Source organism: Arthrobacter sp. V1I9, assembly GCF_030817075.1.
In the GTDB taxonomy this organism is placed as follows: domain Bacteria; phylum Actinomycetota; class Actinomycetes; order Actinomycetales; family Micrococcaceae; genus Arthrobacter.
This window is the reverse complement of the sequence record NZ_JAUSYU010000001.1, coordinates 4,003,601-4,019,926: the sequence shown is the minus strand read 5'-3', so window position 1 is coordinate 4,019,926 and position 16,326 is coordinate 4,003,601. Positions and strand designations below refer to the sequence as shown.

Below are 16,326 nucleotides of genomic sequence, written 5' to 3'. Positions count from 1 at the left end.
ACAGCTAGCGCAGGATGATGTCCACGGGATTGGCCTCTGACCGCCACGCGCCGTCTTGGCCCGGCCGCGGACGGATGACCGGCGCCGCCAGCACTCCTGACCGGTTGGTGCGCTTGTCACGCAGGATTTCGGTGACGGAACCAAGGTGCCGGGACAGGTCAATGACGTTTTCGGGGGCGGCTAGCAGCAGCTGGAACCCGAATTCGTGCAGCGCCTTGATTCCGGCCCCTGCGAATTCCTCGGACGCCAGCACAAAGGCCTCGTCCATCATCACGGTGCCGTAGGTGGTGAAGCCCTGCTCGGCGATGCCCAGCTGGTAGCTCAGCGCCGCGGCCATGATGAATGCAGTGAATCGCTGGCGCTCACCGCCGGACATGGAACCTGTGTCCGCGTGCATAAAGACCTCGGTCTTCTTTGCCCCGCCCTTTTTGCCCGGCGCGGGCGCGGCAACTTCCCGGTGCTCCTTGCACTGGATGAACAGGTGCCCGCGTACATCCAGCACCTCGGCCCGCCACCGCCGGTCCTCCGGCGCCTGCGAGCCCAGCCGCTTCACCAGGGTTTCCAGGGACTTATAGCGGGCGGTGAGCTCGGCGTCGTCGTCCCTTTCCCCACTCGCACCTTCGGCGCGGGAACCTTCGGACCTTGCCGGCCGCGTGTGCCGCGCCTTCAGGGCGTTCTGGATGGCGTCTTTGAACTGCTTGGCCGTGGGGGGCAGGGTCTGTTTGATGTCCAGTTCCAGGAAGCTGCCCTCGTGGAAGTTAACCTGCGAGAGGATCCCGTTCAGCGGCAGGATGCGGCTGGTGATGGACCGGCGCTCCTCGTCGAGGAGATGCAGCAGCGTGCTGAAGGATTCGTGCGTGCGCTGGTTGAAGAACTGCCGGAACTCCGCCTCTTGGGCGGGCAGGCCGTCGCTCACAATCGCGTGGTACCGCGTCTCGAACTCGCCGGCAGCCCCGATGGTGGTGCCATGGTCGGCAGAGATTGCGCTGCCCCACTCGCGGACGAAGCCCTCAAAAATCCTCGTGAGGCGCTCGGCTGTGGTTTGGCCGCGGGACTCCGCGTTGTGCAGTTCGCCCAGCAGCGCGGTCCGCACGCGGTTGGCGAGGTTTTCCAGCTCATGCATCTCCGTCACGTCGCCGAAATCAGCAAAGTAGGGTTCCAACGCAGCCACGGTAGCGTCCGACGGCGGCGCCTGGGAAAGGCGCCTGCGTGCAGCTTCCAGCAGGGAATCTACAGCGGTCAGTTGCCGGTCCAGGGCCTTGTACTCGCTCTGCAGCACAGCAGCGGCCTCGGTACTGGACTGGTGCTTCTGCCGCACCTCCTCAATAGTGGCCCGGAGGGGCTCCAGGTCTGCCTGCGCGGCGAGGGCATCCTTGAGCCGCTGTTCGATCCTGGCCAACTCCTCGGCCGCAACTGCCGCTGACACCTGTTCCCAGGAGCGGTGGTCCTCGGCAATGCGGCGAAGGGCGTCGAGCTGCCGGCTCATTCCCTGGTGCGAATCCTCACGGGCCTGCGCCAACTCCGCCGCTTTGGCGACCTCCTGCCGCAGGTCCTCCACCTGGCCGGCTACGAGTTCCAGCTTGGCGGCGTTGTCGAACCCGAGGACGTAATCCTGCCGGCTGGTGAAGCGGTCATCCTTCTCCACCGTGTGGCGGTTGCGCTTGACCACGCCGCCAAGGCTGAGGCCGCGGTCCAGCTGTGCCAGCTCATCCGGCTCCTCCACGCACGGGTAGGCAAAGTCAAGTGCGATGCGTTCGCGGATCCAGGCCCCGGCTTCGGCGGCAATGCCCGTGGTGAGGATGTCCAGCTTGGTGAGCAGGTCGCCGTCGTGCACGTCCTCCAGCGCCAGCGCGCCGCCGGAGAGCGGCTTGGACACGTCCACTGCGCGCAAGGCGCCCCGCACGTTGTGGTCGTTGAGATAGCGTGTCACTGCCGCGAAATGTTCGCCGGGTACCAGCAGGGTGGTGGCGAGGTTGCGGAGCGCGCGCTCGGCGGCGGGGCGCCATTTCTCCTCCCCCTCGGCGAGGTCCATCAGTTCGCCGGCGAACGGCATCCGCTCCTCCGGAATGCCTGTCGCTGCCGCGATGGCTGCCCGGTTTTCAATGCTCGACGGCGGCAGCAGCGATTTGCGCGTCTTCAGTGACACGAGCTCCTGCTCAGCCGCCGCCAACTCGCGCTTCTTCGTTGCATGAGCGTCGAAGGCTTCAAAGCGGAGTTCCTGCAAGGCCTGGGAATCGTCCTTGAGCTCGGCCGACCTCACTGCCGCCTGCTCGTGAGCCTGCTCCCAGCCTTCAGCGGTCCACTCCAGCTGGAGGCCGGCGTCGCTCAGGGCCTTGCGCGCCGCTTCCTCCACCTGCTGACGGAGCTTCAGTCCCACCCGGGCGTTTTCCAGCGACTGCTCGATGGCGGAGATGGCGTTGCCGCCCTGGTTGTTGTAATCCGTCTCCAGCTGGCGCAACTCCTTGGCCAGGCCGTCCCGGACCGATCGCTCGGCCCCCAGCTCCTTTGCCTTTGCCTGCGCGAGCTCCTTGAAGCGGGCCAGCATTTTCTCGTGGACCGTGACGGCCAGCTGCTGTTGGTAGGCCTCGAACTCCTCGCCGGCAAGGTCACGCAGCCGGTTCGCGTCCAGCAGCGCCTGCGCGTACTCCCTGTTCAGCCCGGGCACCGGGGCCAGCTGGTCCCGCTGCTGCCGGACGTCCTCCAGACGCTGCCGGATGGACATCAGGTTGCTGAACTCTTCCACGACGTCGTCCGCCGCAGCGAGCGTGGCCGGGGCGTCCAAAACCTGGTCCCGGAAAAAGGTGTTGACGCTGCCGCCCAGGCCCTTGCCCGCCTGGATGACGCGCAGGAGCGGTAGGGCCTGATCCGAGTTGATGCCCAGAAGACGGCGGAAGCGTTCCGCGAAGGCCTTGTGCACGTCGAAGACCTGGGCGTCCGGAAAGATCGTTTCCAGGGCGGCCTTCGTGAACCGTTTGCCGGCGATGCCCTCGAGCGCCTCCAGGTCCAGCGGCTCGTGATCGATCAGATAAAAACGTCCGACGCTCGACTCCGTGCCGTTCTTCGGCAGGTCAAACAGCGCCGACACCGTCACTCGCGTGCCGGCAGCGTTATCAAACGTGAGCGCGACGGCGGACCAGGTGGCACCCGCGCGCTGGAAGGCACTCGCCGAGCCCTCCCCCACGGCCTTGTCGCCCACCTTTCCGCGCATGTACGTGAAGGTGGTCCGCTTGTCCTCGACGGCCCCGCCGGAGCGCTGCGCAGCGGCTTCGTTCGACCTGGGCCTTGCATCGAAAACCCGCAGCATGGCGTCGAACAGCGTGGACTTGCCCACGCCGGAGTTACCCGTGAGCAGCGTGCCGTTGCGGTCCACATGCATCGTGTGCGCCCCGTGGAACGTGCCCCAGTTGACCACCTGCACCAGGGCAAGGCGCATCTGGCCCGGGTTCGTCAGGTCGCCCATCGGCAGCATGCTTGCAATGCTCACTGGGCGTCCTCCTTCGTGGCTGAGTACGACGACGGTGCTGCCGCACCGTCGTCGTGATGGTCATCATCGCCTTCGGAGTCGGCGCCATCCTCGTCGGATGAAGTATCGGCGTCGATGTCCAGCAGCGCTTCGGTGCCGGTGGGGTCTGTTGTGGCTGCCATCAGGGCTTCTATTTGGGCTGGGATGTCGCCGATGTTGTCGAAGGGGAGCGCCAGGGGCAGGGCGTTGGAGATGGTGTAGACGTCGTCCAGGCCGGTGGGGAGGAGGAGTTGGCGGGCCAGGAGCTTCGTGATGGCCCGGTTGACCACGTCCGAGTCTCGGAGCGCGTCCTGCTGGCCTGCGGGCTGGTAGTGCGTGACCAGGTCGGCGATTTCCTCGCGGGTGATGGTGGGATCTGTCTGGGCGGTGACGTGCCGGTCGAGCAGCATGCGCATCCTCAGCAGGACGATGGTTTCCACCCTGCTGAGGGCACGCTGCTGCCTCAGGATGCTGGAGCGGGTGCTGCCTCCGATAGCGTCCGGATCCACCGGGCGCAGGACGGCGATTTTCCGTTCGTGGTCCAGCTGCATCGTGAGGAACAGCTCGGACAGGCGGCTGCGCAGAATCACCTGGTTGTCCAGCAGGACGGTCCAGAGCTTCTCGTCCCGGCCGCCGTCCACGTACGGACCCTTGAGCAGCTTTACCAGCGCCTGCCGCACCTTCATCGACAGCACTCCCGTGTCGCCGGGGAAGAGGGCGGCCCCGTCGATGAAGGTGTCCCGGGGCGTGATGCCGCCGGTGAGTGGTCGCTCATCGGGCGCTGAGCTCGTAGCGTTTGTTACCTCAGTCATCAGGATCTTTCTTGAGCGTGACCAGCGGCAGGTAGGCCCTGCGCGTGGTGCCGTCGATCTGTTCGAAGTCCAGGGCGTCCACAGCCTGGGTGTTGAAGGCCGCGCCTTCGTGCAGGGCGTGCGAGAGGAGCGCCCGGATGGTGTTGATGTGCTGTTCCTCCGGCGGCAGCTGCTGCCACGCCCCGGAAAGGGTGGACGCCCCGGCCATGGCGGAGCGGATGACCTCCGGCTTGGCCTTGCCGGTCCTCGGCGAGCGCACGCGGTCCGAGTCGCTGAAGGCGATGGGGTCAGCGAGTTTGGGCGGTGCGGCGAACTCATCGGGGTCGAAGAGCTTCACCATGGACAGCGACTCGAAACCTGCGTTGTAGAGCACAGGTCCGCGGACGAGGCCCGGACGTTCCCGTTCGTACGGAAGGGACCGGATAGCCTGCTCGGCTTCCCGCAGGACCTGCCGGAGCCGGACGGACTGACGGAAGTCATCGCTTTGGACGTAGGTGTTGAGGCTTTCGCTGAGCTTGCCGTAAATACGCTGGATCTGGCTGTGCTGCTGCCGGAGTTCTGCCACCAGGTTCTTCAGGGTTTCCCGGTCATCCGGTGAGAGGTCGTCTGCGAACTGCCGGCTGAGGACCTCGCCAATCGCCGACCGGAACCTCGACTGCTGCTGCGGGTCCTCAAGGAACGCGGTAAAAGAACGAAAAGTCCTGCCCTCGGGGCTCTGGCGAAGGCGCTTGTCCGCCTCCAGCACCTGCGCCATGGTGGCGCCCTTGGTCAGCGACTCCTCGATGATCTGGTTGCGCAGCCCGCCCACCAGCTCCTCGATCCGGTCGCGCATCTTTTTGTAGTCGGCGGGCAGGCTCGCGGCGAGGTCAAGGATGTTTCCCGCAGCTTCCACGGCGTCGTCGTCATCCAGCAGGCCGTCGAACTCGCCGGAGCTGATGTCCTGGATCAGTTGCTGGCGCTCTTCGATCTCGTCTTCCAGGGACTCCAGGCGGGCGCTCTGGTCCGGGTTGGTCTCGTTGGCGAGCTTCTCGACGTCGCCCAGCAGTGTGCCGAGGCGCGATCCATTCAGGGTGGACCGCTCGCTGGACAGGCTGTCGAGGAACGCGAGCACGCGGGCTGCCGGTTCGGTGACTTCGTAAACGATCTGGCCCGACTGGTTCCGCCGTGTCAGGAACTGCCGGCGCGTCCACTCGTCACCAAACGCCTTCCCGTTGGCGCCGCCTCCCAGCCCTGGCTCCTGCCGGCGGAGCTCCTCAAGGAAGGAGTCGACGTCGGCGTGGAACTCCTCGAGCGGAAGCTGCGGCCGGGTGCGCGTAAAGGATGCCTGGAGCACCGCAATCACCCACGGGGCCGAGCGTGTCAGGGCCCACGCCGGTCCTTTGGTCAGGAGTTCGAGGTCCCGGAGCCGGGCGCTGATGGCGTCAGCCGATGACCTGGCGGAGCGGGGCACACACTCTCCTTGGACTGTTGAGGGGCTGGGGGTGGAGCTCCAAACGGAAAACCGCCAACAACAAGGTTAACGCAGGCGGCCGCGACCGCTCCGTGACCTACTTCGCCGTAATATCTCGATCCAATATCAAGAGCTCTTGAAGCCCGCTGCGGCTCTGGCTGGCCAGCCCGCCTGCCCCTACGCTCATGCTACTGACTTCAATCAAAGCAACATCGCAGCAGCAGGGGGACTTATGCAGTTCGATTTAAGCGCAGTGGAAACCGCCACCTTGGTATTCGCGGGCACACTGGTGTTCGCGTTTATCCTGGCCGCTTTCGTTCTCACCGCAGGACTGGTGGCGCTGGTGCTGCTGGGCACGGGAAAGCTGGGCTGGACAGTGGTTTCCAAGTCGCTCCTGGCCGTGGTCCACGGCATCAACGCCGGCTGGGACCGGCTGGTGCACCACGCCGCCACATTTGACCCCGCCGGGGACTTTCAGGGGCAGTCCTCCCCTAGCACGGGAACCTACCCGCGGGTAATATTGAGAGACAGCTGAAGGGTTCTCCAACCCGGCGGATCCTGGCTAAGAAAGCTATCCGGCCAAGGAGATAACCCATGAGCTCCGCCACTGACAGCCCCTCAAAAACCACCGCCGCCAGTTCCACCAGCAGCCCGGCAACAGACGCACCCCCGGAGGAAACCCCGGTTCCCGCCGGAAAGATCGGCGCCGGTGTCACGGCTGACCAGGCCAGGGCGGTTGCAGAGGCCGCCCGCGAAACCGGTTGGGAACGCCCCAGCTTTGCCAAAGGGCTCTACCTGGGCAGTTTCGACCTCAGCCTTGTCCACCCCTGGCCCGCCCCGAACCCCGCAGACGTGGAACGGGGCGAGGCCTTTATGGCCCGCCTGACGGAATATGCCCGCACCATGGATGGACGGGTCATCGAGCGCGAGGCCAAGGTCCCTGACGAATACCTGCGGGGCTTGGCAGACCTCGGCGTTTTCGGCATGAAGATCCCGGAAGAGTATGGCGGCCTGGGGCTGTCACTGGTGTACTACGGCCGGGCGCTGGCCCTGCTGGGCAGCGTGCACCCCAGCCTCGGGGCCCTCCTTTCGGCACATCAGTCGATCGGCGTTCCCGAGCCGGTCAAGGTTTTTGGCACGCCTGAGCAGAAGCGGGAGTACCTGCCGCGCTGCGCCGCCGGCGCGGTCACCGCATTCCTCCTCACGGAACCTGACGTGGGCAGCGATCCCGCCCGGATGGGCAGCACCGCAACGCCCACGGACGACGGCGAGGCCTACCTCCTGGACGGCGTCAAACTCTGGACCACCAACGGAGTGATCGCCGAACTGGTGGTGGTGATGGCCGTGGTGCCCGCCCGCACGGACCCGGACGGCACCAGGCACAAGGGCGGCATCAGCGCATTCGTGGTGGAGATGGACTCACCCGGCATCACGGTGGAAAACCGGAACTCGTTTATGGGCCTGCGCGGCATCGAGAACGGCGTCACCCGTTTCCACCAGGTGCGCGTCCCGGCAGCCAACCGGTTGGGACGTGAGGGCCAGGGCCTGAAAATTGCGCTCACCACCCTCAACACCGGCCGGCTTTCCATCCCTGGCTTGTGTGTCGGCTCAGGCCGCTGGAGCCTCAAGATCGCCCGCGAATGGTCCAACGCCCGGACGCAATGGGGCAGGCCGGTGGGTGAGCACGAAGCCGTGGGCAAGAAGATCGCTTTCATCGCCGCTTCCGCCTTTGCGCTGGACGCAGTCTTCGAGCTCTCCGCTGAGCTTGCCGACGCCGGTCAGAAGGACGTTCGGATCGAAGCTGCCCTTGCAAAGCTTTGGTCCACGGAGATCAGTTGCCGGATAGCCGACGAACTGGTGCAGATCCGCGGCGGGCGGGGTTTTGAGACGGCCGAGTCGCTGGCTGCGCGCGGAGAGCGCGCGGTACCGGCCGAGCAGCAGCTGAGGGACCTGCGGATCAACAGGATTTTTGAAGGTTCCTCGGAGATCATGCGCCTGCTGATCGCGCGGGAAGCGGTGGATGCCCATCTGGCCGCCGCGGGCGACCTTGCGTCCTTGGACGCGAGCCTGTCGGACAAGGCGAGGGCCGCCGTCGGCGCTTCCGGCTTTTACGCCCGCTGGCTGCCCAAGCTGGTGGCGGGCGCGGGCATGGATCCGCGCTCGTACAGCGAGTTCGGGCGGCTGGCCAAGCACCTGCGGTTCGTGGAGCGCTCGTCGCGGCGCCTGGCCCGGCAGACGTTCTACGGAATGGGCCGGTGGCAGGCGAAGCTGGAACGCAAGCAGGCATTCCTGGGCAGGGTGGTGGACATCGGCGCGGAACTGTTCGCCATGACGGCCTGCTGTTCACGGGCCGAGATGCTGCTGCACACCGCTCCGGAAAAGGCCGCGAGCGCCTACGAACTCGCGGAGGCTTACTGCCAGCAGGCCCGTGTGCGGGTGGACGAGTACTTTGACCAGCTGTGGCGGAATACAGACGACGGCGACCACCTCCTGACCCGGAAAGTGCTCGCCGGGAATTACACGTGGCTGGAGGCCGGCGTCCTGGACCAGTCGGAAGGCACGGGTCCATGGATCGCAGATGCCTCCCCGGGACCCGCCCAAAGGGAAAACCTGCACCGCAACTACCGCTGACGCCACTGGTCACAAGATAGTAAGCATCCTTGCTATCTCCATGGGTGGATGGTTGAGTGGAGCCATGAGCAGCTCAACGGACCCAGAGAACCTGCCCCCACGACGCGCCCGCGAGGACGCGGAGCGAAGCGGAAGCTACCCTGCCGCCGCGGCCGATCACGATGCCACGCGCACCTATGACCAGACGCCGGCGGCCGATGCCACTCCGACCTCTACCTACGAGCGCGTGCCGGACACCCGCACTGGCTCATCCGGTGCCTCTGCGGAACGGGACTATGTCCCGGCAGCCTCCGCACCTGCTGCGGGTCCGAACCTGACAGACCGGCAGACCGCCGTCGCCCGGGAAAAGGAACGGTTCGGCGGCATCAAGGTAGGCTCGGCGTTCTTCGGCTGGCTGACCGCCACGGGCATGGCTGTGCTGCTCACCGCCTTGGTGGCAGCGGCCGGGACGGCTGTGGGCCTCGCCACCAACACTGACGTGAATGAGGCAGTGAACCAGGCAACCTCGAACACCGGCACCGTTGGCCTGGTGGGCATCATCGTCCTGCTGGTCATCCTGCTTCTCTCCTATTACTGCGGCGGTTACGTGGCAGGACGCATGGCTCGCTTTAACGGGGCCAAGCAGGGCCTTATGGTGTGGATCTGGGCGTTGATCGTGGCTGTCCTGGTCTCCATCCTGGGCCTTGTGGCCGGACAGCAGTTCAACGTGCTGGCCAACCTCAACAGCTTTCCGCGAATCCCTGTCAACGAAGGGCAGCTGACCACCACGAGCATTATCGCGGCAGTTGTGGTGGCACTGGTGGCACTGGCTGGTGCCGTACTCGGCGGGCTGGCAGGCATGCGGTTCCACCGCAAGGTGGACAAAGCGGGCTTTACTCCCGATGAGGATTACGACGACGAGTAGTCAGGCGAGGATCTTTCCGTCCACGTAATACCAACGGCCGTCCTCACGGACGAACCGGCTCACCTCATGGTGGGTGCCGCGCTCACTGCCGTGCCGGAACCAGGCCTTGAACTCCACCGTCCCCTCAGCGTCCAGCGGGCCGCCGCGGCTGGTGGAGACGATGTCCAGGCGCCGCCATTGCAGGTCCGGATCAAGGTCCAGGTTCGCGGGAGCCTCCTTTGGATGCCAGGTGCGCAGCAGGTAGGACCCGTTCAGCAGCACGAACGCACTGTAGCGGGAGCGCATCAGCTGTTCTGCAGTGGCTGCCTCTGCCCCGCCGGAGTGGAACCGCCCGCAGCACAGGCGGTATTGCTCGCCGGACAGGCACATGCAGTTTTCGGGTCCCGGGTCTTCAGCCATGACCTGATGCTGTCATATCGGGTAACAGCTTCGAAACAACCCCGGACGCGCCCCTCCGCACGTCGGCACAGCTCCGCAAAACTCCGTATGGTGGAGAAGGAGCTGTTGCCTTGGCAGAGGGTGCAGGTGCGGGCTCGCGGCCGGCAGAGAGGAGAGATGACGTGGAAAATCCGGATACGCTCATCCTCAACCTGACCTTTTTGGGCACGGTGGGAGTGGCTTTCCTGATGTTCCTGGTCCTCTTTTTACTGGGCGTCATCACGCTGGTGCTTGCGGGGATGGGCAGGCTCGCAGCCGTCACCCTGATGGCTTTGTTCGGCCGGCGAACCAGCAGGGAAAGCATCCCCCTCGTCCGCTTGGGCGGACCGTTCAGGACAGCGCACGACGACGGCGCTCCGGCTTCTGTTACGGTCGACCCTGATGCAGGCCCGCCCGTTGCCAAAACCCCTAAAGCCAAACGCCAGCCCCGGGATTGGCGGGGCGCGCTGAAGCCGGCGCACCTGCGTTCGGCGCTGCGCACCGCCGTCGTACATCACCCCGCCGTGACGGCCGCACGGCCCGTGCCTCCCGTCCTTGCCGATGACTGGGCCTCAGCTGTTGCTGAGGCGGACGCAAGGGCAATGGCACGGGCGCGGGCGGCGGCACCGGAAATTAAGCTTTCCGTTCGGGATTTGCCGGATCCCCGCGTGCCTGCGGACAAGGTGGTGGAGGTCGCCCCGCTCGTGGAGTCGGCACTGGACACCCACGGCCCCGGCCGGGTGCCGCGGTCGTTTAAGAAGGCGCAGGCTCCGCGTCCGCTGGCGCCGCTGGACACGGGATCGCTGGTGTCGTTGTCCGGCCGGGCGCAGGTGCAGGCGCTCAAAGCTCGCAAAGACACTGCTACAAAGGGACCTGCTCCCAAGGGCTCTCCGTCCAAGGGCAATCCACAGAAGGGCAAACAGCCCTTACTCTGAGCAACCATCTGGGTTAGCGTGAAACCCATGGAATTCAGATACCTCGGAAACAGTGGCTTCAAAGTCTCGGAAATCACCTTCGGCAATTGGCTCACGCACGGCTCCCAGGTGGAGAACGACGTCGCCTCCCAGTGTGTCAGGGCTGCCCTCGATGCAGGCATCAGCACCTTTGACACGGCGGACGTCTATGCCAACACGGCTGCCGAAACCGTCCTCGGCGAAGCCCTGAAGGGCGAGCGTCGCGAGTCCATAGAGATTTTCACCAAGGTTTTCGGCGCCACCGGCCCCAAGGGCAAGAATGATCTGGGCCTGTCCCGCAAGCACATCATGGAATCCATCAACGGTTCGCTGCGCAGGCTGCAGACGGACTACGTGGACCTGTACCAGGCCCACCGCTACGACTTTGAAACCCCGCTCGAAGAGACGATGCAGGCATTCGCGGACATCGTCCGGCAGGGCAAAGCACTGTACATCGGCGTCAGCGAGTGGTCGGCCGACCAGCTCCGTGCCGGGCACGCGCTGTCCAAGGAGCTCGGTTTCCAGCTCATCTCCAACCAGCCGCAGTACTCCATGCTGTGGCGTGTCATAGAGGCTGAGGTTGTTCCGGCATCGGAGGAACTGGGTGTGTCCCAGATCGTCTGGTCCCCCATGGCCCAGGGCGTCCTCAGCGGCAAGTACCTGCCCGGGCAACCCGCACCGGAAGGCAGTCGGGCCACGGACCAGAAGGGCGGCGCCAAGATGATCGAGCGCTGGATGCGCGACGACGTCCTGGCCGCGGTCCAGGAGCTCAAGCCCATCGCCGAGGAGGCCGGACTTTCCATGCCGCAGCTGGCCGTGGCCTGGGTGCTGCAGAATCCCAACGTGGCCTCGGCGATCATTGGCGCTTCCCGGCCGGAGCAGATCGCGGACAGTGTTGCGGCGGCAGGGGTGACGCTGGAACCCGAGGTGCTGAAGAGGATCGACGACGCCGTCGGCTCCCTCGCCGAACGTGATCCCGAGCAGACCAAGTCCCCGGCCAAGCGGGAACACTAGGTGGCGGGCTCCACCCCGGAACTGCCGGATCTTGCCGTCACTGGTTCCACAGGCGGCCTGGGCGGAATGGTGGCACGCCAGCTCGCCGCGGCCGGGTCCGCCCAGCGCCTGCTGGTCCGTGACGCCGGACGTGCACCTGAACTGGAGAACGCTTCGGCAGTGGTGTGCAGCTACTCCGATGCCCCTGCTGCCAGGACGGCACTGGAAGGCGTCAAGGTTCTGTTCATGGTGTCGGCGGCGGAGACGGAGGACCGGCTGCAGCAGCACCGCGCTTTTGTGGACGCCGCAGCGGACGCCGGCGTGCAGCACGTGGTGTACACGTCGTTCTACGGTGCCGCGCCGGATGCCACCTTCACGTTGGCCCGGGACCACTACGGCACCGAGCAGCACATCCGGGACTCCGGGATGGACTACACGTTCCTCCGGAACAACTTTTACCTTGATTTCCTGCCGCTTCTGGCGGGCGAGGACGGCGTGATCCGCGGGCCCGCCGGAAAGGGTGTGTTTTCCGGGGTTGCCCGGGAGGATATAGCGCACTGCGCCGTAGCGGTGCTGCGCGATCCCGCCATCCACAAAGGCATAACGTACAACCTGACAGGGCCGGAGCAACTCACCCTCGCGGACGCTGCCCGGATCCTCACCGAAGGTACCGGGCGCAGCATCAGCTACCACCCGGAGACGGTAGAGGAGGCCTATGCATCCCGGGCATCGTACGGGGCGCCGCCCTGGCAGGTGGACGCGTGGGTCAGCACCTACACTGCGATGTCAGCCGGGGACCTGGCAGGGATTTCACCCGACATCCATGGGCTGACGGGGCAGGATCCGCTCAGCCTCGCCGAGTTCCTGAAGCAGCCGCAGCTGTAGCGGCGGCTTGCCGCGCTTTGGGCGTTGACGGGTTTGGCGGGCGGGCGTAAACCTGAGGCAGGGGAGCGTCCAGCCCGCCAAGCAGATCCCACGTCAGAATCGCAGCGCCATGACCCAGATCCAGCCGAACCCGTCGTCTACCCGCCAACCCGCAGTGCGCGACGAGCACGCGCAAGCCCCCGCAGACCTTGCAGCAGGACCGACAACAGGGCCACTCACCCCGGAGGAACTCCAACTCGGCGCCCGCAACCACTCCATGCCCCTGGAGGCGCTCCGCCGCGACCTGACTCCCCCCGGGCTCCACTACGTCCTCACGCACTTCGACATCCCCTTTATTGACCCCGCCCACTGGCACCTCCGGATCAACGGCGCAGTAGAGCGTGCCCTGGAGCTGAGCATGCCGGCGCTGCGGAAGGACCCGGCCATCACCGTGCCGGTCACTCTGGAGTGCGCGGGCAACGGCCGGTCCCTCCTGAAACCGCGGCCGCTCAGCCAGCCCTGGGTCCTGGAAGGAGTGGGCACGGCCGCCTGGACAGGGGTTCCGCTCGCATATCTTCTGGGGAAGGCCGGGGTCCTGCCGAACGCCGCCGAGGTGGTCTTCACCGGCGCCGATGCCGGCATCCAGGGCGGCGTCACCCAGCGGTACGCCCGCAGCCTGCCGGTCCATGAAGCGATGCGTGCCGACGTCGTACTTGCCTACAAGATGAACGGCAATGAACTGCCGCCCCAGCACGGTTACCCGCTCCGGCTGGTGGTTCCCGGATGGTACGGCATGACGAGCGTGAAGTGGCTGGAATCCATCGAGGTGGTCACTGCCCCCTTCACCGGCTATCAGCAGGCGGTCGCGTACCGCTATCAGGATTCAGCGGACGACGCCGGGACGCCGGTTTCGCGGATCAGGGTGCGTTCACTGATGGTCCCGCCGGGCATCCCGGACTTTTTCACCCGCAAGCGGGTGCTGCCGCACGGTCCCGTGATGCTGGAGGGCCGGGCATGGTCCGGGCACGCGGCAGTGACTGCCGTAGAAGTGAGCATTGACGGGACCTGGCTGCCGGCGCACCTGGAGGAATCTGCTGGAGGGTTCGCGTGGCGGAAGTGGACACTGCCGTGGGTGGCCGACGCGGGCGAGCATGAGCTGGCGTGCCGCGCCACGGATGCCAGCGGCGCCACCCAGCCCATGGAGCAAAACTGGAACTACCAGGGACTGGGCAACAACGTAGTGCAGCGGATCAGTGTCCGGGTGGAATAGGCGTTTCATCTAAGGCGCAGATGGGCTGATCTGGCTGCCCTCTTGTGGCCGCGGTCTCTGAGCCAGGGTACCGGGGCTATACTCGGTGCCAGCCATGACCAGTCTTCCTTCCTCCCCCGCCAGCGTCCGCATTGATGCGTGGCTGTGGGCCATCCGGTCCTACAAGACACGCTCTGCGGCGACGGCGGCGTGCCGCGCGGGCCATGTGCGGCTGAACGGCAGCCCGGCAAAGGCGTCGGCAACGCTGGTCAGCGGCGACACGGTGACAGTCCGGATGTCCGGTTACGAGCGAATCCTCGAAGTCCGCCGTCTGATCAACAAGCGCGTGGGTGCGGAAGCCGCATCTCACTGCTTCACCGATCACACGCCCCCGCGGCCTGTTGCCCCGGCACTGGGCCTGCCGCAGCGGGACCGCGGCGCAGGCCGGCCCACGAAAAAGGACCGCCGCGAGATGGAACGCCTCCGCGGCGCTTGACCCGAGCTCGACTGGCGTTTCTGGATGACGGGCGTTGCCTCGCCTAGTTTCTGACCCGCGCCCGGACGAGGTTGGCGAAGGGCAGCTTCCCGTACTCCTCAATGAAGGCTGTGTGATACTCGGCCTCGGCCTTGTTCAGGGCTTCGGCGGGCACTTCCTTCCAGGCGATCAGCAACTGCCCGGTGTCCTTGAGTTGCCAGACCAAGCGGCCATCCCAATGCCCCGGCGGCTTGCCCTGCCCGAAGTCCAGGAACTCCTGGACTTGCCGCCGCAGGCCGCGGTTGCCCTTGCTGCCTGGTCCCGCTTTGCCCAGATAAAGAACCGCGGCGGCATCCACCCACTCCGCCGCCAGGGCCGGCTCTGGCAGCGATGGGTCCTTCTTCTTAAAGACCCCGGCGGTGCTTTTCTTCAGGAATACCGGCTGGAACTCCTGCGGGCGCAGGACTGCGAAGACGCCCGTTCCCTGCGGAACCCGCATTACCTCAAGGTCCTTGAAGGGCCTGAAGCCCGCAAAGCCGTCATCTTTCAGGCCCTTCCTGGTGAACTGCATCCCTATATTGAACAGCATCGCTTCGAAGCTGCTGCTTGCTTATCCACATAGGCTTTGAGGCGCCGGTTTTTGTCAGACCCTGCTGGAAGACTTTGGTTATGGAAGCGGATCAGGGGTTGGCGGGAGCAGTTGGGGCAGAGAACCGTGCTGCTCCTTCCATTGCTGATGTCCTTGAGTTGCTGGCTTCCGTTCCTGTCTCTGCCCGGGGATGATTGATCAGCTGCGGGATTTTGAGGATCTGAAGTCCGCGGCCGCAGCTAAGCCGGCGCGGATCGCGGTCGCGTACGACCTCGCAAGGAGGCAGGAGCAGGCTGCTGCAGGTGTCCCGGCCGGTGAGCTCGGCGCCGGAGTCGGGGCCGAAATTGCTCTGGCCCGGCGCGAGTCCCCCGCCCGCGGCGGCAGGGTGCTTGGGTTGGGGAAAGCCCTGGTCACCGAGATGCCCCACACCCTCGCAGCCCTCGAGTCCGGGCAGCTGAACGAGTGGTGAGCCACCCTGGTAGTGAAGGAAACAGCCTGTCTGTCCGCCGAGGACCGGGCCGCCGTGGACGAGGAGATCGCCGCCGACACCGGCACCCTGGCGGCGCCGGTGACCGCGCTATCATCGGAGCGGTCCGGGCAGCCTCGTACCGGCGGGATCCGCAGTCGGTAGTGAAGCGGGCTTCTCGTGCCGTCATTGAACGTACCGTCAGTCTGCGCCCGGCGCCGGACACCATGGCGTACCTGACCGCCCTGGTTCCGGTGGCCCAAGGGGTCGCCGCCTACGCAGCCCTCACCCAGCAGGCAGATACGCTGAAGTCCTCCGGTGACGAGCGTCCCAGGGGCGCCATTATGGCGGACTCCCTCATCGACCGCATCACCGGCACCCCGGCTGGCTACACGGGCATCGACATCCAGCTCGTCATGACCGACCGCACCCTCTTCCAGGGTGACAGCGAACCCGCCAGGCTCACCGGCTACGGAGTGGTCCCCGGCGAGTGGGCAAGGACAGCCATACGGCGCGGGGCCGATGAAACGAAGTCCGAGCTAGATATCTGGCTTCGCCGGCTCTACACGGCTCCCGCTGACGGCGAACTGGTCGGAATGGACTCCAAAGCCCGGCTCTTCCCGCCTGGACTAAAACGCTTCCTGCAAGTACGGGACGACATCTGCCGCACCCCCTACTGCGAAGCGCCCATCCGCCATTACGACCACATCGTCCCCTGGCACAACGATGGGCCTACCACCAGCAACAACGGCCAAGGCCTCTGCGAAGCCTGCAACCACACGAAGGAAGCACCAGGCTGGGCCTCAAAACCTGTCCCGGGCCCGCGGCATACCGTGGAACTCCGCACTCCCACGGGCCATACCTATTGCTCCATCGCTCCGCCCCTGCCGGGCGCTGCCGTGACTGCGGCTGCGAAGGCAACCTCCCGCCGTCGGCGGAAACTGAGGCACCGAGCAAAAGCTGTCAAAAGCACCCGCAGAGCACGACTGGAGGCATGAGAGCATGGTCGACCACAATTTCC

At 65.8% G+C, this 16,326-nt stretch carries 13 protein-coding genes and 1 pseudogene; 9 read left to right on the top strand and 5 right to left on the bottom strand.

Translation table 11 applies throughout. The features are described from left to right. Positions 1 to 4: 4 nt before the first annotated feature. The 3 genes from QFZ70_RS18775 to QFZ70_RS18765 are packed head-to-tail and all read right to left on the bottom strand — an operon-like array spanning position 5 to position 5,764. Entirely contained in the window at positions 5 to 3,484 is a 3,480-nt protein-coding gene (locus QFZ70_RS18775; protein ID WP_307097738.1) for an ATP-binding protein, read from the bottom strand. Then, complete coding sequence (locus tag QFZ70_RS18770; protein ID WP_307097737.1) at positions 3,481 to 4,314, bottom strand: DUF4194 domain-containing protein; 834 nt, start codon at positions 4,312 to 4,314, stop codon at positions 3,481 to 3,483. Before QFZ70_RS18770 ends, QFZ70_RS18775 begins: the two co-directional genes overlap by 4 nt. Next, positions 4,307 to 5,764, bottom strand: coding sequence for a DUF3375 domain-containing protein (locus tag QFZ70_RS18765; RefSeq protein ID WP_307097736.1), 1,458 nt, complete (start codon positions 5,762 to 5,764; stop codon positions 4,307 to 4,309). The genes QFZ70_RS18770 and QFZ70_RS18765 overlap by 8 nt, the downstream gene beginning before the upstream one ends. Positions 5,765 to 5,996: 232 nt before the next feature. On the opposite strand from QFZ70_RS18765, the gene QFZ70_RS18760 reads away from it, so the two are divergent. The 3 genes from QFZ70_RS18760 to QFZ70_RS18750 all read left to right on the top strand — a co-directional run bounded on the left by QFZ70_RS18760 (position 5,997) and on the right by QFZ70_RS18750 (position 9,299). Beyond that, complete coding sequence (locus QFZ70_RS18760) at positions 5,997 to 6,299, top strand: hypothetical protein (RefSeq protein WP_307097735.1); 303 nt, start codon at positions 5,997 to 5,999, stop codon at positions 6,297 to 6,299. A gap of 59 nt (positions 6,300 to 6,358) precedes the next feature. Continuing rightward, entirely contained in the window at positions 6,359 to 8,395 is a 2,037-nt protein-coding gene (locus tag QFZ70_RS18755) for an acyl-CoA dehydrogenase family protein (RefSeq protein WP_307097734.1), read from the top strand. A 64-nt stretch (positions 8,396 to 8,459) separates the two neighbouring features. Then, a complete protein-coding gene (locus QFZ70_RS18750) occupies positions 8,460 to 9,299 on the top strand; it encodes a hypothetical protein (protein ID WP_307097733.1) in 840 nt (279 codons plus the stop codon). Here the strand turns inward: QFZ70_RS18750 and QFZ70_RS18745 are convergent, their stop codons facing one another. Further along, positions 9,300 to 9,698, bottom strand: a complete 399-nt coding sequence (locus tag QFZ70_RS18745) for a YchJ family protein (RefSeq protein WP_307097732.1) — start codon at positions 9,696 to 9,698, stop codon at positions 9,300 to 9,302. Between the two features lie 161 nt (positions 9,699 to 9,859). On the opposite strand from QFZ70_RS18745, the gene QFZ70_RS18740 reads away from it, so the two are divergent. From QFZ70_RS18740 to QFZ70_RS18720, 5 genes are all read left to right on the top strand, one after another. Further along, the gene (locus tag QFZ70_RS18740; RefSeq protein ID WP_307097731.1) at positions 9,860 to 10,651 is read left to right on the top strand and encodes a hypothetical protein; all 792 of its coding nucleotides are present in this window, start codon (positions 9,860 to 9,862) and stop codon (positions 10,649 to 10,651) included. Between the two features lie 27 nt (positions 10,652 to 10,678). Continuing rightward, on the top strand, positions 10,679 to 11,683 hold the full coding sequence (locus QFZ70_RS18735; RefSeq protein WP_307097730.1) for an aldo/keto reductase family protein: 1,005 nt from the start codon (positions 10,679 to 10,681) through the stop codon (positions 11,681 to 11,683). Further along, positions 11,684 to 12,547: an SDR family oxidoreductase gene (locus QFZ70_RS18730; RefSeq protein ID WP_307097729.1), complete on the top strand. Its 864-nt coding sequence runs from the start codon at positions 11,684 to 11,686 to the stop codon at positions 12,545 to 12,547. 109 nt (positions 12,548 to 12,656) lie between these two features. Then, the gene (locus QFZ70_RS18725) at positions 12,657 to 13,796 is read left to right on the top strand and encodes a sulfite oxidase (protein ID WP_307097728.1); all 1,140 of its coding nucleotides are present in this window, start codon (positions 12,657 to 12,659) and stop codon (positions 13,794 to 13,796) included. 94 nt (positions 13,797 to 13,890) lie between these two features. Further along, positions 13,891 to 14,271 (top strand): RNA-binding S4 domain-containing protein, encoded by a 381-nt coding sequence (locus tag QFZ70_RS18720; protein ID WP_307097727.1) that lies wholly within the window; start codon positions 13,891 to 13,893, stop codon positions 14,269 to 14,271. A 43-nt stretch (positions 14,272 to 14,314) separates the two neighbouring features. Here the strand turns inward: QFZ70_RS18720 and QFZ70_RS18715 are convergent, their stop codons facing one another. Next, complete coding sequence (locus tag QFZ70_RS18715) at positions 14,315 to 14,821, bottom strand: hypothetical protein (RefSeq protein WP_307097726.1); 507 nt, start codon at positions 14,819 to 14,821, stop codon at positions 14,315 to 14,317. A 208-nt stretch (positions 14,822 to 15,029) separates the two neighbouring features. On the opposite strand from QFZ70_RS18715, the pseudogene QFZ70_RS18710 reads away from it, so the two are divergent. Beyond that, a pseudogene (locus tag QFZ70_RS18710) lies at positions 15,030 to 16,303 on the top strand (HNH endonuclease). The last annotated feature ends 23 nt before the right edge of the window (positions 16,304 to 16,326 follow it).